Origin of the sequence: Pseudomonas sp. LRP2-20 (genome assembly GCF_024349685.1) — a bacterium.
GTDB lineage: Bacteria > Pseudomonadota > Gammaproteobacteria > Pseudomonadales > Pseudomonadaceae > Aquipseudomonas.
Map to the genome: position 1 here is coordinate 4,714,345 of NZ_AP025944.1, position 20,818 is coordinate 4,735,162.

Below are 20,818 nucleotides of genomic sequence, written 5' to 3' on the forward strand. Positions count from 1 at the left end.
TCGCGCGCCTTCACAGACCACTGACGTTTCAGGCAGCCGCCGCTTCCAAGCCGGCCTTGGCCGTCATGGTCGTTTTTACGAATCCCTCCCTCTTAAAGGCCTGGATCAATGAGCAAGCAACCCTCCCTGAGCTACAAGGACGCCGGTGTAGACATCGACGCCGGCGAAGCACTGGTCGAACGCATCAAGGGCGTGGCAAAACGCACCGCACGCCCTGAAGTCATGGGTGGCCTGGGCGGCTTCGGCGCCCTCTGCGAGATCCCGGCCGGCTACAAGCAGCCGGTGCTGGTCTCCGGCACCGATGGCGTCGGCACCAAGCTGCGCCTGGCACTGAACCTGAACAAGCACGACAGCATCGGCCAGGACCTGGTCGCCATGTGTGTCAACGACCTGGTGGTCTGCGGCGCCGAGCCGCTGTTCTTCCTCGATTACTACGCTACCGGCAAGCTGAACGTCGACGTCGCCGCGACCGTGGTCACCGGCATCGGCGCTGGCTGTGAACTGGCCGGCTGCTCCCTGGTCGGCGGCGAAACCGCCGAAATGCCAGGCATGTACGAAGGCGAAGACTACGACCTGGCCGGCTTCTGCGTCGGCGTGGTGGAAAAGGCCGAGATCATCGACGGCTCCAAGGTTGCCACCGGTGACGCGCTGATCGCCCTGCCGTCCTCCGGCCCGCACTCCAACGGCTACTCGCTGATCCGCAAGATCCTCGAAGTGTCCGGCACCGACATCGAGAACACCCAGCTCGATGGCAAGCCACTGACCGACCTGCTGATGGCGCCGACCCGCATCTACGTCAAGCCACTGCTGCAACTGATCAAGAACACCGGTGCTGTCAAGGCCATGGCCCACATCACCGGTGGCGGCCTGCTGGACAACATCCCGCGCGTACTGCCGAAGAATGCCCAGGCCGTGGTTGACGTGGCCAGCTGGCAGCGCCCGGCGGTGTTCGACTTCCTGCAGGAAAAAGGCAACGTCGACGAGCACGAAATGCACCGCGTCCTGAACTGCGGCGTCGGCATGGTCATCTGCGTTGCCCAGGATCAGGTCGAAGCCGCCCTGAACGAACTGCGCGCCGCCGGTGAGCAGCCTTGGGTCATCGGCCACATCGCCGAAGCCGCCGAAGGCGCTGCCCAGGTCCAACTGCAGAACCTCAAGGCACACTGATGCCGAGCAAGCCCTGCAATGTAGTGGTACTGCTGTCGGGTTCCGGCAGCAACCTGCAAGCCTTGATCGACAGTTGCCACGCGCAGGACAGCCAGGTGCGCATCGCCGCGGTGGTCTCCAACCGCGCCGATGCCTATGGCCTGCAACGGGCCCAGGCGGCCGGTATCGACACCGTGGTGCTCGACCACACCCAGTTCGACGGCCGTGAAGCCTTCGATGCCGCGCTGATGGCGCGCATCGACGGTTTCACCCCGGACCTGGTGGTGCTGGCCGGATTCATGCGCATCCTCAGTGGCGACTTCGTGCGCCACTACCAGGGCCGCCTGCTCAACATCCACCCGTCGCTGCTGCCCCGCTACAAGGGCCTGCATACCCACCGCCGGGCACTGGAGGCAGGCGACGCCGAGCATGGCTGCAGCGTACACTTCGTCACCGAGGAACTCGATGGCGGGCCTCTGGTCGTACAGGCTGTGGTCCCGGTGCTGGCTGATGACACGGTGGAAAGCCTGGCCCAAAGGGTCCACCATCAGGAACACCAGATCTACCCGCTGGCGGTGCACTGGTTTGCCCAAGGTCGCTTGCGCTTGGGTGAACAGGGTGCGTTACTGGACGAACAACCGCTGCCGGCCAGTGGTCACTTGATTCGACCCTAGGAGAACTTATGCGTCGCGCCCTGCTATTGGCTCTCACCGTGCTCGCCCTGCCCCTCCAGGCAGCTGACCTGAAGCCGTTCTCGGCAAGCTACACCGCCGACTGGAAGCAACTGCCCATGAGCGGTACTGCCGAGCGCAGCCTGGTCAAGAATGCCAACGGTACCTGGGACCTGAATTTCAAGGCTTCCATGATGATCGCCAGCCTGACCGAGCAAAGCACCCTGCGCCTGGACAACGACACCCTGCTGCCGCAGAAGTACCACTTCGAGCGTGGTGGCCTGGGCAAGGCCAAGACTGTCGACCTGACCTTCGACTGGAACAGCAAGAAGATCACCGGCACCGACCGCAAGGACCCCATCAACCTGCCGCTCAACCGCGGCGTGCTGGACAAGTCGTCCTACCAGCTGGCCCTGCAACACGATGTGGCTGCCGGCAAGAAGAGCATGACCTACCAGGTGGTCGATGGTGACGAGATCGACGCCTACGATTTCCGCGTACTGGGTACCGAGAAAGTCACCACCAAGACCGGCCAGGTCGATGCGGTGAAGGTCGAGCGCGTGCGCGATCCGAGCCAGAGCAAGCGCATAACCGAGCTTTGGTTCGCCAAGGACTGGGACTACTTGCTGGTGCAATTACGCCAGGTCGAAACCGATGGCAAGGAATACGTCATCGTGCTGCAGGATGGCACGGTCGATGGCAAGTCGGTGAAGGGTAACTGATCCGCTACAGCCCGCAATATCCGGAGCCCCGCCAGTGCGGGGCTTTTTTGTGCCCGGCTGATGGCCGCTCCTAGAAAATTGACCGCATTCGGGTCTTGATGAAACTTGTTTCATGGCCATTTTATTTACTTAGCCTGCTAACAAACTCTATAAAGGGGGTGTGCGACAGAGTGTCGCAGCAAACCCTAGCAGTGGAGTTTACCGATGACAGTCCAAGTAACCGAACGTGACGAATCGAAAATGTCCCACGAAGGCCTGGCCGCTGGCGTGCGGATCTGGGATGTGCACCAGCAGGGCCAATTGGTCGGGATGTTCCACAATGAACATGAAGCCCACCAGTATCGGGCAGAGCTGGAAGACCTGGAAAACCAGCGCACTACCCAATGACGAATGACACAGCCTTCAATAAAAAACCCCGCCTGAGCGGGGTTTTTCGTGTTTACCACATCAGATCGTCAGGGATCTTGTAGGCCGCGTACGGATCGTCCTCGTCGGCTTCCTCGACATGGGTATTGAGCAGCAGGATGCGGCTCGGGTCACGCTCCTGAATCTTCACCGCCGCCTCGCGCGGGATCACTTCGTAGCCGCCGGCATGCGAGACGATGGCCAGCGCGCCGTTGCTCAGGCGGGTGCGCATCAGGGCGTTGACGGCAATGCGCTTGACCTTCTTGTCGTCGACGAAGTTGTAGTAATCCTCGGTGGTCAGCTTGGGCAAGCGGGTGGCTTCGATCAATTGCTTGATCTGCGCCACACGGGCCTTCTGCTCGGCCTTTTCCTGCTGCTGGCGATTCAGTTCCTGGTCACGCTTGGCCTTCTCGGCCATGGCTTCCTTGGCCATGCGCTGCTGGCTGTCGTCGACCTCGACCTGGCCCTTGTGCTCCAGGCGTTTTTGTTTCTTCTCGGCTTTGTTGGTCTGCGAGACCTGTTTCTGGTTGACCAGACCGGCTTTGAGCAATTGGTCGCGAAGGGAAAGGCTCATGAATGTTCACTCACTTATGCAACAGCTCAGCCGCAGCTGGGCAGGTTCTTTTCCTGACGCTTGGCTTCGCCCCAGAGGGCGTCCAGCTCGTCAAGGTTACAATCTTCAATCGGCCGACCGCTGTCGCGCAATGCCTGTTCGATGAAGCGGAAACGCCGCTCGAACTTGCGGTTGGCGCGGCGCAGGGCGTTTTCCGGGTCTTGCTTGAGGTGGCGGGCCAGGTTCACGGCGGCAAACAGCAAGTCGCCGACTTCGTCCTCGAGGGCGTCGGCGTCGTTGTCGGCCATGGCCTGCAACACTTCGTCGAGTTCCTCGCGCACCTTGTCCAGCACCGGCAGTGCCGCTGGCCAGTCGAAACCGACGGTGGCCGCACGCTTCTGCAGTTTGGCCGCCCGCGACAGCGCCGGCAATGCCGCCGGCACGTCATCGAGCAGCGACAACTGTTCAGGGGTGCTTTTCTCGGCGCGCTCCTCGGCCTTGATCTGCTCCCAACGGGATTTGACCTCGGCCTCGTTCAGGCTGGGGGTGTCCAGCGGCGCGTAAAGCTCGCCAGTCGGGAATACGTGGGGGTGACGGCGGATCAGCTTGCGGGTGATGCTGTCGACCACGCCATCGAACTCGAAACGCCCTTCTTCCCGGGCCAGCTGGCTGTAGTAGACCACCTGGAACAACAGGTCACCAAGCTCACCCTGCAGGTGCTCGAAATCGCCGCGCTCGATGGTGTCGGCGACTTCGTACGCCTCTTCGATGGTATGCGGGACGATGCTCGCGTAGTTCTGCTTGAGGTCCCACGGGCAGCCGTATTGCGGGTCGCGCAGGCGGGCCATGAGGTGCAGCAGGTCTTCGAGGGTGTAGGTCATTTAAGCAGGTCCTTCGGTGAAGCCTTCTTCGCGGGCAAGCCCGCTCCCACTGATAGAGCGCACATCAGACGGATTGCACTCATCCTGTGGGAGCGGGCTTGCCCGCGAAGCAGGCGCCACGGTCTCAAGGGGTACGGTTACGCCGCGTCTCGATGATGTTCGGCAACTGCGAAATCCGCCCCAGCAAGCGCCCCAGCGCATCCAGGCCCGGAATCTCGATGGTCAGCGACATCAGCGCAGTGTTGTCTTCCTTGTTCGAGCGGGTGTTGACCGCCAGCACGTTGATCTTCTCGTTCAGCAGCACCTGCGACACGTCGCGCAACAACCCCGGGCGGTCGTAGGCACGGATGACGATGTCGACCGGGTAGGTCTGCACCGGAATCGGGCCCCAACTTACCTGGATCATCCGCTCCGGCTCGCGGCCGGCCAGTTGCAGCGCCGAAGCGCAGTCCTGGCGGTGGATGCTGACGCCGCGACCCTGGGTGATGTAGCCGACAATGGCATCGCCCGGCAGCGGCTGGCAGCAGCCGGCCATCTGCGTGAGCAGGTTGCCGACGCCCTGGATCTGGATGTCGCCACGCTTGCCGGTACGCGGGCCGGTAGGCTTGCGCGGCACCAGCTCGATCTGCTCGATGCGCTCGGGCTCGAGCAACTGCTGAGCGGCGTTGACCAGGTGCGCCAGGCGCAGGTCACCGGCACCGAGCGAGGCAAACATGTCCTCGGCGGTCTTGACGTTGGTCTTCTCGGCCAGGCGCTCGAAGTCCACCTGCGGCAGGCCCAGGCGGCTGAGCTCGCGCTCGAGCAAGGTCTTGCCGGCGGCGACGTTCTGGTCCCGCGCCTGCAGCTTGAACCAGTGGACGATCTTGGCCCGGGCCCGCGAGGTGGTGACATAGCCCAGGTTGGAGTTCAGCCAGTCGCGGCTCGGGTTGCCGTGCTTGCTGGTGATGATCTCCACCTGCTCGCCGGTCTGCAGGCTGTAGTTGAGCGGCACGATGCGCCCGTTGATCTTGGCGCCACGGCAGTTGTGGCCGATCTCGGTGTGCACGCGGTAGGCGAAGTCCAGCGGCGTGGCACCCTTGGGCAGGTCGATGGCGTGGCCATCGGGGGTGAACACGTAGACCCGATCAGGCTCGATATCGACCCGCAGCTGCTCGGCCAGGCCACCGATGTCGCCCAGCTCTTCATGCCATTCGAGTACCTGGCGCAGCCAGGAGATCTTCTCTTCGTAGTGGTTGGAACTCGGCTTGACGTCGGTGCCCTTGTAACGCCAGTGGGCGCAAACGCCGAGCTCGGCCTCCTCGTGCATGCCGTGGGTGCGGATCTGCACTTCCAGCACCTTGCCCTCGGGGCCGATCACCGCGGTGTGCAGCGAGCGATAGCCGTTTTCCTTGGGGTTGGCGATGTAGTCGTCGAATTCCTTGGGGATGTGCCGCCACAGGGTGTGCACGATACCCAGCGCGGTATAGCAATCGCGCACTTCTGGCACCAGCACGCGCACCGCACGTACGTCGTAGATCTGGCTGAACTCCAGGCCTTTGCGCTGCATCTTGCGCCAGATCGAATAGATATGCTTCGCCCGGCCGCTGATGTCGGCCTTGACCCCGGTGGCCAGCAACTCGTTCTGCAGCTGGTTCATCACATCGCTGATGAAGCGCTCACGGTCCAGCCGGCGCTCGTGCAACAGCTTGGCGATCTGCTTGTACTGGTCGGGTTCCAGGTAGCGGAAGGACAGGTCTTCCAGCTCCCATTTGATGTGGCCGATGCCCAAACGGTGGGCCAGCGGCGCATAGATGTCGAACACCTCGCGCGCCACGCGCAGGCGTTTTTCGTCATCGGCAGACTTGACCGCTCGGATCGCGCAGGTACGCTCGGCCAGCTTGATCAGCGCCACGCGCACGTCGTCGACCATGGCCACGAGCATCTTGCGCAGGTTCTCGACCTGCGCCTGCGAGCCCAGCACCAGCGACTGGCGCGGGCTGAGGCTGGCGCTGATGGCGGCCATGCGCAGCACGCCGTCGATCAGCTTGGACACCACCGGGCCAAAGCGCTGGCCGACTTCGGCCAGGGTCACCTTGCCTTCACGGACCGAACGGTAGATCACCGCCGCGACCAGCGAATCCTGGTCGAGCTTGAGGTCGGCAAGGATCTCGGCGATTTCCAGGCCGGCCTGAAAACTGGACGTACCATCGGCCCACGAATGCTTGGCCGGGTTGCCCTTCTTTTCGATTTCCTGGGTGAACTCGCAGGCTTCTTTCAGCGCCACGCGATCCAGTGCCGAATCGACGCTCACCACATGATCCAGCCATGCTTCGAGATTGATACTGCCGTCTGTGTTGACCGGCTGGTGCACTCTCACCTGTACCATCTTTGTTTTACCTTTCCATACAGCGCACCACACGGGTGCGCTGGCTATCACCGTGCGACTTCGCTTCCGTGGAAGCCGCACCAAGGGGCCAGCCTGCTAGCCCGCTTCGAATAACGCCATGGCTTCGACATGCGCCGTCTGAGGAAACATGTCGAGAATCCCGGCCCTTTTTAACCGGTACCCCTGGCCAACCAGCACCTGGGCGTCTCGCGCCAGCGTGGCCGGGTTGCACGATACATACACCAACCGCTTGGCATTGAGGCGGGCGATGCCTTGCACCACCTCATAAGCACCGTCGCGCGGTGGATCCAAGAGTACCGCAGAAAAGCCTTCGGCGGCCCATCCGGCACCTGCCAAAGGCTGCGATAAATCGGCCTGAAAAAACGCGGCGTTATGCACATCGTTGTTCCGGGCGTTGGCCGCGGCCCGCTCGACCATGGCCTGCACACCTTCCACCGCCACCACTTCACGTGCCTGGCGCGCCAGCGGCAGGGCAAAGTTGCCCAGGCCGCAGAACAGGTCCAGCACACGCTCGTCAGCCTGCGGTGCGAGCCAGGCCAGGGCCTGCTCGATCATCGCCGTGTTGACCTGGGCGTTGACCTGGACGAAATCGCCCGGGCGCCAGGCCAGCTCCAGCTGCCAAGGCGCCAGGGCAAAGCCCAGTTTCGCCTCGGCATCGACGGGGGCCGGCTCACCCTCGCCTTGCAGCCAGAGCTGCGCCCTGGCCTCGTCGCAAAATGCCTGCAGGCGCGCCAGGTCGTCCGCCGGCAGCGGCGCCACATGGCGCACCAGTACGGCTTCGGCAGTGCCACTGAACAGCTCCACGTGGCCGATGACCTGCGGCTTGCCCAGCGAGCGCAACACCGTCGGCAAGTGGCGAAGAATAGTTTGCAAAGGCTGTACCAGCACGGCGCAGTCATCTATGGCGACAATTTCCTGGCTGGCTTCAGCGCGGAAACCGACATCCAGGTGCTTGGCCTTGACGTCCCAGCGCACCGCTACCCGCGCCCGGCGCCGGTAGCCGAACTCCGGCCCGCTCAAGGGCGCGGCCCATTCTTCGGGCTGCACGCCGGCCACCCGCTGCAACTGTTCCGCCAGGGTGCGTTGCTTGAGCGCCAGCTGGGCGTCGTGCGGCAGGTGTTGCAGGTTGCAGCCGCCGCAACGGTCGTAATGACGGCACGGCGCCTGGCGGCGCTCAGGGCTGGCTTGCAGCACCCGCTCCAGGCGCGCTTCGACCACCTTGCCGCGAGCATTGAGCACGCGTGCTTCGACGGCTTCGCCGGCCAGGGCGCCACTGACAAACCAGGTGCGCCCCTCAAGGAAGGCGATGCCGCGGCCGTCACCGGCCAGGCGCTCGATCTCCAGGCGCTGCTTCTTGCCCACGGGGACCTGGGGCGTGCGGTTGCCGCCGGCCGGCTGAAAGCGCAGGCCGCTGTTGCTCTTTTTCTTGGACATTTAGCTCGGGTCGAACAGGCCGGTGGACAGGTAGCGGTCGCCGCGGTCACAGATGATCGCGACCATCACGGCGTTTTCCACTTCGCGGGACAGGCGCAGCATGGCTGCCACCGCACCACCGGAAGACACACCACAGAAAATGCCCTCTTCGCGAGCGAGACGGCGAGTGGTGTCCTCGGCCTCTTGCTGGGACATGTCCATCACGCGATCGACACGCGTGGCATCGAAGATCTTCGGCAGGTATTCCTCGGGCCAGCGGCGGATACCCGGAATGGCCGAGCCTTCCATCGGCTGCAGGCCGACGATCTGCACGTCGGGGTTCTGTTCCTTGAGGTACTGCGAGCAGCCCATGATGGTGCCGGTAGTGCCCATGGAGCTGACGAAATGGGTAATGGTGCCCTGGGTCTGCTGCCAGATCTCCGGGCCGGTGCTGCTGTAGTGGGCGATCGGGTTGTCGCCGTTGGCGAACTGGTCGAGGACCAGGCCGCGGCCTTCGGCCTGCAGTTTCTCGGCGAGGTCGCGGGCGCCTTCCATGCCCTGCTCCTTGGTCACCAGGATCAGCTCGGCGCCGTAGGCGGTCATCGCTGCCTTGCGTTCGGCGGTGGAGTTGTCGGGCATGATCAGGATCATCTTGTAACCCTTGATCGCCGCCGCCATCGCCAGAGCGATGCCGGTGTTGCCGGAGGTGGCCTCGATCAGGGTGTCGCCTGGCTTGATCTGGCCGCGCAGTTCGGCGCGGGTGATCATCGACAGTGCCGGGCGGTCCTTCACCGAGCCGGCGGGATTGTTACCTTCGAGCTTGAGCAGGAGGATATTGCTGGTTTCGCCAGCGATGCGCTGCAGGCGAACCAGGGGCGTATTGCCGACGCAATCGGCGATGGTTGGGTACTGCAAGGTCATGGCGTATTTCACAATCCGGACGGCAGGGGTGCCTATCATACCGGCAAACCCTTCGCGGCCATATCACGCAATCTGTGGTCGGTATAGCTACAGGCTATAAGAAGCCCGGCATTGATCATGATGTGAGCAATGGCCCTGTGGCAGTGGGCTTGTCCTGCGAAGAGGCCGGCACATGAATCGGCAACCTCATGCACAGCCGCAGCCCCCGCTTGCCGTTTTCCGCCCACAGGGTTCCACCCTGGCGCTGGATAGCGCTTCTGGCGATGCTCAAGCCCAGGCCAAATCCACCATCCCCCGGTCGTGAACCTTCGAGGCGGGAAAACGGTGCAAAGATCCGCTCCAGGTCTTCATCGGCCACACCGCTGCCCTCATCTTCCAGCCACAAGCGCCAATACCCCCCCTCGCGCTGCCCACCCAAGCGCACCAGGCCGTTCTCCGGCGAATGGCGGATGGCATTGCGCAGCATGTTCTCCACCGCCTGGGCCAGGTAGTTGAGGTTGCCCTGCACCCAGCAATGGCCCGGCAGTTCGCAGCGCAGGCGCTCGGGCGACCAACCGCTTTCGTAGCTGGCGTCTTCGCTCAGCAGGTCCCACAGCGCCTGAACCTGGATTGGCTCAAGGTTCATCGGCGCGCGTTCGGCATCCTGCCAGGCCAGTTGCAGCGTGTTCTCCACCAGCCGCTGCATGCCGTCCACCTCACGGCTCAGGCGCTCACGCAGGCGCGCCAGGTCGGTCTCGCCATCGCAGGCCACGCGCAGGCGGCTTAGCGGCGTGCGCATTTCGTGGGACAGGTCGCGCAGCAGTTGCTGCTGCAGCATCACCGTGCCCTGCAGGCGCTCGGCCATCTGATCGAAGGCTCGGGCCAGTTCGCCCAGCTCGTCGTGCCGGGCGGTGGTGCGGGAATCCAGACGTGCGCAAAGCTGGTCGGCGCGCCAGGCATTGGCCTGCTCGCGCAGCTGGTTGAGCGGGACGATCAGCATGCGGTACAGCCCAACGCACAGCAGCAAGGTGAACAGGCCGGGGATGATGCCGTTGGTGACGACCTGCCAGAACACCCGATAGCGACCAGGATTGAGCCGCTGCGGCAGCTCGATCACCAGCATGCCCTGCTCCGGCGCGCCGGGGAACGGAATGCGCAACCACGGCTGGCCGACGCTGCGCTGGCTCATGGGCCAGTCGACGCCACGCAGGCGGGTGAGCCGCTGCATGATCTCGGGGCCGAGAATGGCACTGTCCAGGGGCCTCAGGTTGAGGTCGAGCACACCGATCCAGCCGCGCTCGCGCGCGTGCATCGCCGCCATCCAGCGGTCCAGGCCCTCACGCCCGCCGTCGCGCCAGGCCTGCTCCGCCTCGCGGGCATAGTCCCGCAGCACCTGGCGCGCCGGCTCGTCGAGAAAGGCGTTCTGGGTTTCCATATGGCGGCCCCAGGTGTAGCTCAGGCCAATCATCAACAGACAGAAGCCCACCAGCAGGATGGCCAGCTTCCAGAACAGCGAATGGCGGTCGAGCATGGTTTACTCCGCTTCGCTGGCGCTGAGCACGTAGCCTTTGCCCCACACGGTGCGGATCTGCCGCTCGTGGTAGCCGATACCCTTGAGCTTGCGGCGGATCTGGCTGACGTGCATGTCGAGGCTGCGATCGTGCCGCGAGTAGCCACGCTGCAGCACCTGCTGATAAAGAAAGGGCTTGCTCAGCACCTCATCGGCATTGCGGTAGAGAATGTCGAACAGGCGGTATTCGCTGGGGGTCATGCCGGCTGGATGACCGCCCAGGCTGATGTCGCACAGGCCTTCGTCGAACTGCAACTCGCCGCCATCAGCCTCCAGCGGCGGCTGATGGCGGCGCTCAAGGGCAACCCGGCGCAGGATCGCCTCGATCCGCACCTGCAGTTCGGCCATGCTGAAGGGCTTTGGCAGGTAATCGTCGGCACCGCGCTGGAAACCGCTGATGCGGTCGGCCTCGGCGCCCAGCGCCGACATCAGGATCACCGGGGTGGCACTGCGCTGACGCAGCCGGGCCAAGGCCTCCAGGCCGCTGAGACCAGGCAGCAGGATATCCATGAGCACCACATCGAAGGCTTGCCGGCCGGCCGCCTCCAGGCCTTCCAGGCCATTGCGGCACCAGGTGACCCGGAAGCCGCCACGCTGCAGCTCTTCGTGCAGGTAGGCACCCAGGACTGGATCGTCCTCGATGGCCAGGATGTGGGAGGCGTAATTAGTTACAGGATTCATTGGCAACTGCCATTCATTCTCAGTTGCGCAATTATTGTGCATGCTCACCTTCCAGGCAACCGCCCTGCGACCAATGCCTTGGCCAGGCAATGAAATCATATACAAAGGGTGCATTAGCGCAGCCAGCGGAGTAACTTTCCGCTTTAGTTCCGTCGCAATGACGACGGCGTCCAGGCACATCACAGGAGGCGAGTGTGCTCGATCGTTTGGGAATCAGAAGCCGGGTGCTGCTGCTGGCACTGCTGCCGGCCAGCCTGATGGCGCTGGTGCTGGGCAGCTATTTTACCTGGCTGCAGCAAGACCAGTTGCGCACCCAGCTGCTGCAGCGCGGCAAGATGCTCGCCGAGCAACTGGCGCCGCTGGCCGCGCCGGCCCTGGCACGGCAGACGCCGGCCCAGTTGGAGCGGATTGCCGCGCAGACCCTGGAGCAGGCCGACGTACGTGCCGTGGCCTTCCTTGCCCCCGACCGCAGCCGCCTGGCCCACGCCGGCCCGAGCATGATCAACCAGGCCCCCAGCGGCGGTACCGGCACGCAGTTGCTGCAGCGCACCGGCAACGACGCCACCCGTTACCTGATGCCGGTGTTCGGCCACCACCGCGACCTGGCCACCGATGCCGTGCCGGCCGAGGCCGAGCGCCTGCTCGGCTGGGTCGAGATCGAGCTGTCCCACGACGGCACCTTGCTGCGCGGCTACCGCAACCTGTTCACCAGCGTGCTGCTGATCCTTGCCTGCCTGGCCCTCAGTGGCCTGCTGGCGATGCGCATGAGCCGCACCATCAATGACCCGATCGCACGCATCAAGCATGCGGTCAACCAGCTCAAGGACGGCCACCTCGACGAACGCCTGCCGGCCATGGGCAGCCATGAGCTGGACGAACTGGCCCGCGGCATCAACCGCATGGCCGAGACCCTGCATGGCGCCCACGAGGAGCTGCAGCACAGCATCGACCAAGCCACCGAGGATGTACGCCAGAACCTGGAAACCATCGAGATCCAGAACATCGAGCTGGACATGGCGCGCAAGGAGGCCCTGGAGGCCAGCCGCATCAAGTCGGAGTTCCTGGCGAACATGAGCCACGAAATCCGTACCCCGCTCAATGGCATCCTGGGTTTCACCCACCTGCTGCAGAAGAGCGAGATGACCCCGCGGCAGCTGGACTACCTGAGCACCATCGAGAAGTCTGCCGACAACCTGCTGGGGATCATCAACGAGATCCTCGACTTCTCCAAGATCGAAGCCGGCAAGCTGGTGCTCGACAGCATCCCGTTCAACTTGCGCGACCTGGTCCAGGACACCCTGACCATCCTCGCCCCCGCCGCCCACGCCAAACAGCTCGAGCTGCTCAGCCTGATCTACCGCGACACGCCATCATCACTGGTCGGCGACCCGCTGCGGCTGAAGCAGATCCTCACCAATCTGGTGAGCAACGCGATCAAGTTCACCCGCGAAGGCACCATCGTCGTCCGGGCCATGCTCGATGACGAACAGGAAGACAGCGCCCAGCTGCGTATCAGCGTGCAGGACACCGGCATCGGCCTGTCGCCGCAGGACGTGCGCACCCTGTTCCAGGCCTTCAGCCAGGCCGACAATTCGCTGGCCCGTCAGCCCGGTGGCACCGGCCTTGGGCTGGTGATTTCCAAGCGCCTGATCGAGCAGATGGGCGGTGAGATCGGCGTCGACAGCACACCGGGGGAAGGCTCGCAGTTCTGGATCAGCCTGAGCCTGCCCAAGGCCCACGACGACCTCGAGGAGCAGCCGCTGCAACCGTTGTTGGGCCGCCGCGCGGCAATCGTCGATGGCCATGAGCTGGCGCGCCAGGCACTGGAGCACCAACTTGAAGATTGCGGCCTGAGCGTCAGCCTGTTTGCCTCCTACGACCAGTTGCTGCAAGGAGTACAGGCAGGCTTGCAGGCCGGCATGCCCTTCGAGTTCGCGGTGCTCGGCGCCAACCTCGGCACGCTTTCGCCGGAACAGCTCGGCCAGTACAACCAGCAGCTGGAGCGTTTGCACTGCCAGTGCGTGGTGCTGTGCCCGACCACCGAGCAGGCGCTGTACCACCCCTACCTGCCTAACGGCCATGGTCAATTGCTGTCCAAGCCGACCTGCACGCGCAAGTTGCGCCGCCTGCTGCTGGAGCTGGTGCAACCGCGCCGGCCGCTGAGCGAACCGGGCCTGGCCAGCAGTGGCCAACGCCGGGCAAAGATACTCTGCGTCGACGACAATGCCGCCAACCTGCTGCTGGTGCAGACGCTGCTCGAAGACCTGGGCGCCGACGTGCTGGCGGTCGACAACGGCTATGCTGCCGTGCAGGCGGTACAGGCCGAGCCCTTCGATCTGGTGCTGATGGACGTGCAGATGCCTGGCATGGACGGCCGCGCCTGCACCGAGCAGATCCGCCTGTGGGAAAAGACCCAGAGTGGCAGCGCGCTGCCGATCGTCGCCCTGACCGCCCATGCCATGGCCAACGAGAAACGCGCCCTGCTGCACAGCGGCATGGACGACTACCTGACCAAACCGATCAGCGAGCGGCAGCTGGCCCAGGTGGTGATGAAGTGGACCGGGCTGAGCCTGGGCGCGTCGCCGCTGGAGCACGCCAGCGAGCAGCAGGGCGACAGCCAGGAGCTGCCGGTGCTGGACCCGGACGAAGGCTTGCGCCTGGCCGCTGGCAAGCCGGACCTGGCTGCCGACATGCTGGCCATGCTGCTGGCGTCGCTGGAAAGCGACCGCCAGGCGATTCGCGCCGCACGCGAGGCGGATGACCCGTCGACATTGATCGAGCAGGTGCACCGGCTCAACGGTGCCTCGCGTTATTGTGGGGTGCCGCAATTGCGTGCGGCGTGTCAGCGCAGCGAGACGCTGCTCAAGCAGGACAGCCCGCTGGCCAGGCAGGCGCTGGATGAGCTGGATGCGGCGATCAACCGGCTGGCCGCGCAGGCGCGACTGAGCGCCTGACACCTGCACTCAGGCAACAAAGCCCCCTGTGGGAGCGGGTTCACCCGCGAAACAGGCGACGCGGTGGTTGGCACGGGCTACGCCCGTGTTAGCGGGTAAACCCGCTCCCACAGGGATCGCGCCGGCCATTGGAAATTGAGCAAGAACGTTGAGGACTGCACCATGCGCACCCTGTTGTTCAGCTGCCAGCACTACGACCAGGAAAGCTTCACCCAGGCCGCCAGCGACTGCGCCCTGGACCTGCATTTCCAGTCCGCCCGCCTGACCCTCGACACGGCCGCCCTGGCCCATGGCTACGAGGTGGTTTGCGCCTTCATCAACGATGAACTCGATGCCCAGGTGCTGCAGCGCCTGGCCGCTGGCGGCACGCGGCTGATCGCCCTGCGCTCGGCCGGCTACAACCACGTCGACCTGGCCGCCGCGCAGCGCCTTGGCCTGGCAGTGGTGCGCGTGCCGGCCTATTCGCCCCATGCCGTGGCCGAGCACGCCGTGGCCCTGATCCTCGCGCTCAACCGCCGCCTGCACCGCGCCTACAACCGCACCCGCGAAGGTGACTTCACGCTGCACGGGCTGACCGGCTTCGACCTGCATGGCAAGACCGTCGGCGTGGTCGGCACTGGCCAGATCGGCGCGGCCTTCGCCCGCATCATGGCCGGCTTCGGCTGCCAGCTGCTGGCGTACGACCCCTACCCCAACCCGGAGCTGCTGGCCCTGGGGGCCCGCTACCTGGACCTGCCCGAACTGCTGCGCGAGGCGCGGATCATCAGCCTGCACTGCCCGCTGACCGAGCACACCCGGCACCTGATCAATGCGCAAAGCCTGAACCAGCTGCAACCGGGCGCGATGCTGATCAACACCGGCCGTGGTGCACTGGTCGACACGCCGGCGCTGATCGATGCCCTGAAAAGCGGCCAGCTTGGCTACCTGGGCCTGGACGTGTATGAAGAGGAAGCCCAGCTGTTCTTCGAGGACCGTTCCGACCTGCCGCTGCAGGATGATGTGCTGGCGCGGCTGCTGACCTTCCCCAACGTGATCATCACCGCCCACCAGGCATTCCTGACCCGCGAGGCACTGGAGGCAATCGCCGCCACCACCCTGGACAACATCATCCGCTGGGCGGCGGGTAAACCGCAGAATCTGGTCAGCGGTTGATGCTAGGATACGCGGCATTTCTGGAGGACCCATGGTCGAGCACGATTTCCGCTACACCCTTTTCAACCCGCAACACACCCTGATCGAGTGCCGCGCCCTGGTGCCGGGCCGTTACCAGGTGACCGGCAACGGCGGCTCGATGCACAAAGGCGACGTCCTGATCGTGACCCTCAAGGGCAGCAAGGACCTGGCCATGCGCCTGACCGTGGAGAGCGTGCGCCACCTGATCAACCCACGCGGCCAGTGGGTTGCCGTGGCCAGTGGCCCGGTGTTCAACGAGCTGGAGATTCTTACCTGGAAGGTCGAGTGCGACAGCTGCGACGCGGTGCTGGACTTCGAGTTCGCCGTCGACGCCAAACTCGGCAAGGCGGCCCGTCAGCCGGCAGCCAGCGCCCGTGTCGCCGAGCTGGGCTGGGCCAGCCGTGGCGACAAGCACCTGTGCCCGCGTTGCCAGGAGAGCGCCGAGTGAAGAATCTGCTGACCGGCGTGCTGATTGCCACCGGCCTGCTCGGCTGTGCCGCGGAACCTTCGAAGCTGCAACAGGAACGCAGCTACGTGCTGGAGTGGATCGGCGAGCGCCCGCTGATCGACTACAGCCACCTGACCCTGACCCTGGCCACTGATGGCCGTGCCTACGGCAATGCCGGCTGCAACCACTGGTTTGCGCCCTACACGCTGGACGGCGAGCACCTGAGCTTCGGCAAGGTCGGCAAGACCCGCAAGCTGTGCGCGCCAGCACTGATGGAGCAGGAAAAGCATTTCCTGCAGGCATTGGAGACCGTGCAGCGCTGGGATGTGTCGCCCATCGAGCAGTTGCGCTTCTGGCCGGCCGAAGGCAAGCCGCTGCGCTTCTGGCCTGAAGAAGGCTGAAGACCTTGGGGCCGCCACATGGCGGCCCCAAATGCATCAGGCGCCTTTCAGGGCCTTGATCTTGGCCTGCAACCCTTCCAGGGTCTGCTCGCCCATCAACTGTTCACGCACCTTGCCCTTGTCATCGATGATGTAGGTCACCGGCAGCGCTTCGCTGCGTGGCAGGTCATAGCGCTCGGCCGGGTCCTGGGCCAGCACGGTGAAACCGATGCCCAGGGCCTGCGCCGCCTGTTTCAGCTCCGGGCCCTGCAGGCCATCGAAGTTCACCCCGACCACCTTGATGCCATCGCCCGCCCACTGTTTGGCCGCCTGATTCAGCTCAGGGACCTCGGTTCGGCACGGGCCACACCATTCGGCCCAGTAATTGAGCACTACCCAGTGCCCGTCGAGCTGCTCCGCCTTTACCGTCTTGCCATCTTGGTCCACGCCGTAATCGGCACCGCAACCACCGAGCAAAAGGCTCGCGGTGATGGCCAGTACTGCTGCCAGACGCCTTGCCATGGGTCAATCCTTCTCGAAGTTTCAAGCAAATAGGTCAGTCGCTGCGGTTAGAATAGCCGCCACACCCAGCTGGATGCGACCCGACATGACTGACTTGACGCTCTATCATAACCCGCGCTGCTCGAAATCCCGCGGCGCGCTGGAACTGCTCGAACAACGCGGCCTGGCACCGACCATCGTGCGCTACCTGGAAACCCCGCCCGACGCTGCCGCCCTCAAGGCCCTGCTCGGCAAGCTGGGCATCGCCCCGCGCCAGCTGCTGCGCAACGGCGAGGACGAATACAAGACCCTCGACCTGGCCAACCCGGCGCTGACCGACGCGCAGCTGATCGACGCCATGGTCCAGCACCCCAAGCTGATCGAACGGCCGATCCTGATCGCCGGCGACAAGGCCGTCATCGGTCGCCCGCCGGAGAAGGTGCTGGAGATCCTGCCGTGAGCGCGCCGTATATTCTGGTGCTGTATTACAGCCGCCATGGCTCGACCAGCGAGATGGCCCGGCACATTGCCCGCGGCATCGAGCTGGCCGGCATGGAAGCGCGCCTGCGCACGGTACCGGCGATCTCTACCGAGTGCGAAGCGGTGGCCCCGGACATCCCGGCCAGCGGTGCGCTGTACGCCACCCTCGACGACCTGCGCCACTGCGCCGGTCTGGTGCTGGGCAGCCCGACCCGCTTCGGCAATATGGCCGCACCGCTGAAGTACTTCCTCGATGGCACCAGCAGCCTGTGGCTGGGTGGCGAACTGGTCGGCAAGCCGGCTGGCGTGTTCACCTCCACCGCCAGCCTGCACGGCGGCCAGGAAACCACCCTGCTGTCGATGATGCTGCCGCTGATGCACCACGGCATGCTGGTGATGGGCCTGCCGTACAGTGAATCGGCGCTGCTGGAGACCCGTGGCGGCGGCACCCCATACGGCGCCAGCCACCATGCCGGCGCCGATGGCAAGCGCGAGCTGGACCCACATGAAATCGCTTTGTGCCGCGCCCTTGGCCAACGCCTGGCGACCACCGCCAAGGCCCTGGAGGCCGCGCGTGGCTAAAAAGCCCAAGGTGTTGCCGCCACTCGAATGGCTGGCGCCGCGTCTGCGCCTGACGCGGGCGTTGAGCCTGGCGTTCTTCCTCGGCCTGATCGCCCTGCTGGTGGTGAACAACCTGTGGTTCGCCAACCTGCATGGGGCGCGGGTCGAAGTGATCCTGGCAATCGAACTGGTGCCGCTGCTGCTGTTGCTGCCGGGCATGCTGATGGGCAGCGCCCGGGCACATGCCTGGACCTGCTTCGTGGTGAATATCTATTTCATCAAGGGTGTGCTGGCAGCGTTCGACCCGGCGCGGGCGGTGTTTGGCTGGGTCGAAGTGCTGGTGAGCCTGGGGTTGTTCATTGCCGGGTTGCTGTATGTGCGCTGGAAGTTCCAGTTCGAACGGCGCATGGCAGGCGAAGGCAGTTAACTTCTTCGCGGGCAAGCCCGCTCCCACAGGATCTTCACCGCTCTCAGGCGCGGTGCAATACCTGTGGGAGCGGGCTTGCCCGCGAAGAAAGCACTGCAAAAACTCAGTGGTTGACGGTATGCGCCAGCATCACCGACAACTGGCACAGCGGCCGGCCGCTCTCTTCGTGCCATTGGTTGAACGCTTGCTGCACCAGGGCCAGGTCGCGCTGGCTGGTCGGCTGCTTGTCGATCACCTTCTGCGCGATCAACGCCGCCGCCATGTCTTCGGTAGGGATGAACGTGTCCTTGCCGACCATGCGCAGGAAGCGCGGCGCCGACAACCCACCCAGCTGGTTACCGTGCTTGGCCAGGTATTTCCACAACCCCACGATATCGGTCACCGGCCAGTCGGCGATGAACGCACCGAAGCTGCCCTTTTCCTTCGCCACGTCCAGGATCATCTGCGCGTTGCGCGGCACGCTCTTGAGCTTGCCCAGGTGGCGGATGATGCGCTCGTCGTGCATCAGCCGCTCCAGATGCTCGGCGCCCATCAGCACGACCTTTTCCGGGTCGAAGCCAAAGAACACCTGCTCGAACGCCGGCCACTTGGCATCCACCAGGCTGTGCTTGAGCCCGGCGCGGAACACGCGCAGGGCCAAGGTCGACAGATAGCGGTCGTCAGCGATCTCGCGCAACTGCGCCGGCGTGCGCGGCTGCGGCAAGAACGCCTCCAGCGCCTGGGCCGAGCCGAAGCGGTTCAGGCAATACGCGTGCAGCCACTGGTAATCGCGCATGGCCTCAGATGTTCACCACGTCGAGGAAGCGCGGGGTGGCATTCTCGTCGATCTTCAGGCTGGTGAAGTCGAACAGGTTGCGGTCGGCCAGTTGCGACGGCGCCACGTTCTGCATGGCGCGGAAGATGCTCTCGGTACGGCCCGGGTGCTTGCGCTCCCACTCCACCAGCATGTCCTTGACCACCTGGCGCTGCAGGTTCTCTTGCGAGCCGCAGAGGTTGCACGGGATGATCGGGAATTCCTTCATGTCCGAGTAGGCCTGGATGTCCTTTTCGCTGCAGTAGGCCAGCGGGCGGATCACCACGTTGCGGCCATCGTCGGCGCGCAGCTTTGGCGGCATGCCCTTGAGCGCGCCGTTGAAGAACATGTTGAGGAAGAAGGTTTCAACGATGTCGTCGCGGTGATGCCCCAGGGCCATCTTGGTCGCACCGATTTCATCGGCGAAGGTGTACAGGGTGCCACGGCGCAGGCGCGAGCACAGCGAGCAGGTGGTCTTGCCCTCGGGCACCAGCTCCTTGACCACCGAGTAGGTGTCCTTCTCGACGATGTGGTACTCGACGCCCAGTTCCTTGAGGTAGGCCGGCAGCACATGCTCGGGGAAGCCTGGCTGCTTCTGGTCCATGTTCACCGCGACGATCTCGAACTTGATCGGTGCCACCTTCTGCAGGTGCAACAGAACGTCGAGCATGGTGTAGCTGTCCTTGCCGCCGGACAGGCAGACCATGACCTTGTCGCCATCCTCGATCATGTTGTAGTCGGTGATGGCTTCGCCAGCGAGACGACGCAGGCGTTTTTGCAGTTTGTTCTGGTTGACCGAGAGGGTGCCCATAGCGCTTGGATCCGCGAGGTGTGACAAAAGCCGGCTATTTTACGCACAAACGACGCGCACCTGTAGGGATTCCGATAAAGACTTCAAGGTAATCAACAACGGCCCTGACAGCGCAATTTGCTCTAAAAAGCCGGCTTTGTGCGGGGATTGACTTCCTATACTGCGACATAAGGCCACATTACCGTTCTGCTTCGGTGCCTTGGCCTCGGGCCGCTTGCGCTCCATGTGGGGGGCGATTGGCAACATTGAGAGGAGTGACCGGCATGATTCATCACGTTGTGGGGCTGTTTACCCATCCCGACCAGGAATGGCGGGAGATTCGTGGCGAAGAAGAAAGCATCAGCCACATGTACCTGACTCATACCCTCATCTTGGCGGCGATTCCCGCCATTTCGGCTTTTATCGGCACCACCCAGGTGGGCTGGGTGATCGGCGGCCGACCGGCAGTGATGCTGACCATGGATAGCGCGATCTGGATGAGCATCATGTCCTACCTGGCGATGCTCGCCGGCGTCGCGGTAATGGGGGCATTCATTCACTGGATGGCCCGCACCTACGACGCCACCCCATCCATGGCGCAATGCATCGCCTTTGCCACCTATACCGCCACCCCGCTGTTCCTCGGCGGCCTGGCGGCGCTCTATCCGCACCTGTGGCTGGGCATGCTGGTGGGGACCGCTGCCATTTGCTACACCGTGTACCTGCTGTATGTCGGCTTGCCGACCTTCATGAACATACCGTCAGATGAAGGCTTCCTGTTCTCCAGCTCGGTGCTGGCGGTGGGCCTCGTGGTACTGGTGGCGATCATGGCCGCAACCGTGATCATCTGGGGTTTGGGCGTGGGGCCCGTATACACCAACTAGATCAGATCCAGCCAACATAGGGCATCAAGCCAGAGGCCGCCGCAAGGCGGCCTTTGTCTGCCAGCTGATACCTGCCTGCTGACCGGCGGCTCGGCAGCT

At 64.2% G+C, this 20,818-nt stretch carries 22 protein-coding genes; 12 read left to right on the forward strand and 10 right to left on the reverse strand.

The features are described 5' to 3' along the window. Positions 1 to 108: 108 nt before the first annotated feature. The 4 genes from purM to OCX61_RS21140 all read left to right on the forward strand — a co-directional run bounded on the left by purM (position 109) and on the right by OCX61_RS21140 (position 2,926). Complete coding sequence (purM, locus tag OCX61_RS21125) at positions 109 to 1,167, forward strand: phosphoribosylformylglycinamidine cyclo-ligase (RefSeq protein ID WP_261941228.1); 1,059 nt, start codon at positions 109 to 111, stop codon at positions 1,165 to 1,167. Further along, positions 1,167 to 1,820, forward strand: coding sequence for a phosphoribosylglycinamide formyltransferase (purN, locus tag OCX61_RS21130; RefSeq protein ID WP_261941229.1), 654 nt, complete (start codon positions 1,167 to 1,169; stop codon positions 1,818 to 1,820). Before purM ends, purN begins: the two co-directional genes overlap by 1 nt. A gap of 8 nt (positions 1,821 to 1,828) precedes the next feature. Beyond that, complete coding sequence (locus OCX61_RS21135) at positions 1,829 to 2,539, forward strand: DUF3108 domain-containing protein (RefSeq protein WP_261941230.1); 711 nt, start codon at positions 1,829 to 1,831, stop codon at positions 2,537 to 2,539. Positions 2,540 to 2,743: 204 nt separating this feature from the next. Next, positions 2,744 to 2,926, forward strand: a complete 183-nt coding sequence (locus OCX61_RS21140; protein ID WP_085675339.1) for a hypothetical protein — start codon at positions 2,744 to 2,746, stop codon at positions 2,924 to 2,926. A gap of 52 nt (positions 2,927 to 2,978) precedes the next feature. Here OCX61_RS21140 and OCX61_RS21145 read toward each other — a convergent pair whose 3' ends face one another. The 7 genes from OCX61_RS21145 to OCX61_RS21175 form a co-directional block, all read right to left on the reverse strand. Beyond that, positions 2,979 to 3,518, reverse strand: a complete 540-nt coding sequence (locus OCX61_RS21145) for a DUF2058 domain-containing protein (protein ID WP_261941231.1) — start codon at positions 3,516 to 3,518, stop codon at positions 2,979 to 2,981. A gap of 26 nt (positions 3,519 to 3,544) precedes the next feature. Further along, complete coding sequence (gene mazG / locus OCX61_RS21150) at positions 3,545 to 4,378, reverse strand: nucleoside triphosphate pyrophosphohydrolase (protein ID WP_261941232.1); 834 nt, start codon at positions 4,376 to 4,378, stop codon at positions 3,545 to 3,547. 124 nt (positions 4,379 to 4,502) lie between these two features. After that, the gene (gene relA, locus OCX61_RS21155; RefSeq protein WP_261941233.1) at positions 4,503 to 6,743 is read right to left on the reverse strand and encodes a GTP diphosphokinase; all 2,241 of its coding nucleotides are present in this window, start codon (positions 6,741 to 6,743) and stop codon (positions 4,503 to 4,505) included. 96 nt (positions 6,744 to 6,839) lie between these two features. Next, on the reverse strand, positions 6,840 to 8,198 hold the full coding sequence (gene rlmD, locus OCX61_RS21160) for a 23S rRNA (uracil(1939)-C(5))-methyltransferase RlmD (protein ID WP_261941234.1): 1,359 nt from the start codon (positions 8,196 to 8,198) through the stop codon (positions 6,840 to 6,842). Further along, positions 8,199 to 9,098 (reverse strand): cysteine synthase CysM, encoded by a 900-nt coding sequence (cysM, locus tag OCX61_RS21165; RefSeq protein ID WP_261941235.1) that lies wholly within the window; start codon positions 9,096 to 9,098, stop codon positions 8,199 to 8,201. A 115-nt stretch (positions 9,099 to 9,213) separates the two neighbouring features. Continuing rightward, positions 9,214 to 10,608 (reverse strand): sensor histidine kinase, encoded by a 1,395-nt coding sequence (locus OCX61_RS21170; RefSeq protein ID WP_261941236.1) that lies wholly within the window; start codon positions 10,606 to 10,608, stop codon positions 9,214 to 9,216. Positions 10,609 to 10,611: 3 nt separating this feature from the next. Further along, a complete protein-coding gene (locus OCX61_RS21175) occupies positions 10,612 to 11,328 on the reverse strand; it encodes a response regulator transcription factor (protein WP_261941237.1) in 717 nt (238 codons plus the stop codon). Positions 11,329 to 11,522: 194 nt separating this feature from the next. Here OCX61_RS21175 and OCX61_RS21180 point away from each other — a divergent pair, with 194 nt between their 5' ends. The 4 genes from OCX61_RS21180 (at position 11,523) to OCX61_RS21195 (ending at position 16,304) form a co-directional block, all read left to right on the forward strand. Beyond that, positions 11,523 to 14,282: a response regulator gene (locus OCX61_RS21180; protein ID WP_261941238.1), complete on the forward strand. Its 2,760-nt coding sequence runs from the start codon at positions 11,523 to 11,525 to the stop codon at positions 14,280 to 14,282. Positions 14,283 to 14,444: 162 nt separating this feature from the next. Continuing rightward, a complete protein-coding gene (locus OCX61_RS21185) occupies positions 14,445 to 15,434 on the forward strand; it encodes a 2-hydroxyacid dehydrogenase (RefSeq protein ID WP_261941239.1) in 990 nt (329 codons plus the stop codon). 31 nt (positions 15,435 to 15,465) lie between these two features. Then, the gene (locus OCX61_RS21190) at positions 15,466 to 15,903 is read left to right on the forward strand and encodes a hypothetical protein (RefSeq protein WP_054885565.1); all 438 of its coding nucleotides are present in this window, start codon (positions 15,466 to 15,468) and stop codon (positions 15,901 to 15,903) included. Continuing rightward, a complete protein-coding gene (locus OCX61_RS21195; protein WP_261941240.1) occupies positions 15,900 to 16,304 on the forward strand; it encodes an META domain-containing protein in 405 nt (134 codons plus the stop codon). Before OCX61_RS21190 ends, OCX61_RS21195 begins: the two co-directional genes overlap by 4 nt. A gap of 36 nt (positions 16,305 to 16,340) precedes the next feature. Here OCX61_RS21195 and OCX61_RS21200 read toward each other — a convergent pair whose 3' ends face one another. Further along, complete coding sequence (locus OCX61_RS21200) at positions 16,341 to 16,805, reverse strand: TlpA disulfide reductase family protein (RefSeq protein ID WP_261941241.1); 465 nt, start codon at positions 16,803 to 16,805, stop codon at positions 16,341 to 16,343. Between the two features lie 85 nt (positions 16,806 to 16,890). Between OCX61_RS21200 and arsC the strand changes: the two genes are divergently transcribed. The 3 genes from arsC to OCX61_RS21215 are packed head-to-tail and all read left to right on the forward strand — an operon-like array spanning position 16,891 to position 18,252. Further along, complete coding sequence (arsC, locus tag OCX61_RS21205) at positions 16,891 to 17,244, forward strand: arsenate reductase (glutaredoxin) (RefSeq protein WP_261941242.1); 354 nt, start codon at positions 16,891 to 16,893, stop codon at positions 17,242 to 17,244. Continuing rightward, the gene (gene wrbA, locus OCX61_RS21210) at positions 17,241 to 17,846 is read left to right on the forward strand and encodes an NAD(P)H:quinone oxidoreductase (protein WP_054885569.1); all 606 of its coding nucleotides are present in this window, start codon (positions 17,241 to 17,243) and stop codon (positions 17,844 to 17,846) included. Before arsC ends, wrbA begins: the two co-directional genes overlap by 4 nt. Continuing rightward, entirely contained in the window at positions 17,839 to 18,252 is a 414-nt protein-coding gene (locus OCX61_RS21215; RefSeq protein ID WP_261941243.1) for a DUF2069 domain-containing protein, read from the forward strand. The genes wrbA and OCX61_RS21215 overlap by 8 nt, the downstream gene beginning before the upstream one ends. Before the next feature lie 103 nt (positions 18,253 to 18,355). Here OCX61_RS21215 and OCX61_RS21220 read toward each other — a convergent pair whose 3' ends face one another. Next, on the reverse strand, positions 18,356 to 19,027 hold the full coding sequence (locus OCX61_RS21220; protein WP_261941244.1) for a DNA-3-methyladenine glycosylase I: 672 nt from the start codon (positions 19,025 to 19,027) through the stop codon (positions 18,356 to 18,358). Between the two features lie 4 nt (positions 19,028 to 19,031). Continuing rightward, the gene (gene ttcA / locus OCX61_RS21225; protein ID WP_027918067.1) at positions 19,032 to 19,856 is read right to left on the reverse strand and encodes a tRNA 2-thiocytidine(32) synthetase TtcA; all 825 of its coding nucleotides are present in this window, start codon (positions 19,854 to 19,856) and stop codon (positions 19,032 to 19,034) included. 263 nt (positions 19,857 to 20,119) lie between these two features. Between ttcA and OCX61_RS21230 the strand changes: the two genes are divergently transcribed. After that, the gene (locus tag OCX61_RS21230; protein ID WP_261941245.1) at positions 20,120 to 20,719 is read left to right on the forward strand and encodes a Yip1 family protein; all 600 of its coding nucleotides are present in this window, start codon (positions 20,120 to 20,122) and stop codon (positions 20,717 to 20,719) included. Positions 20,720 to 20,818 lie beyond the last annotated feature (99 nt).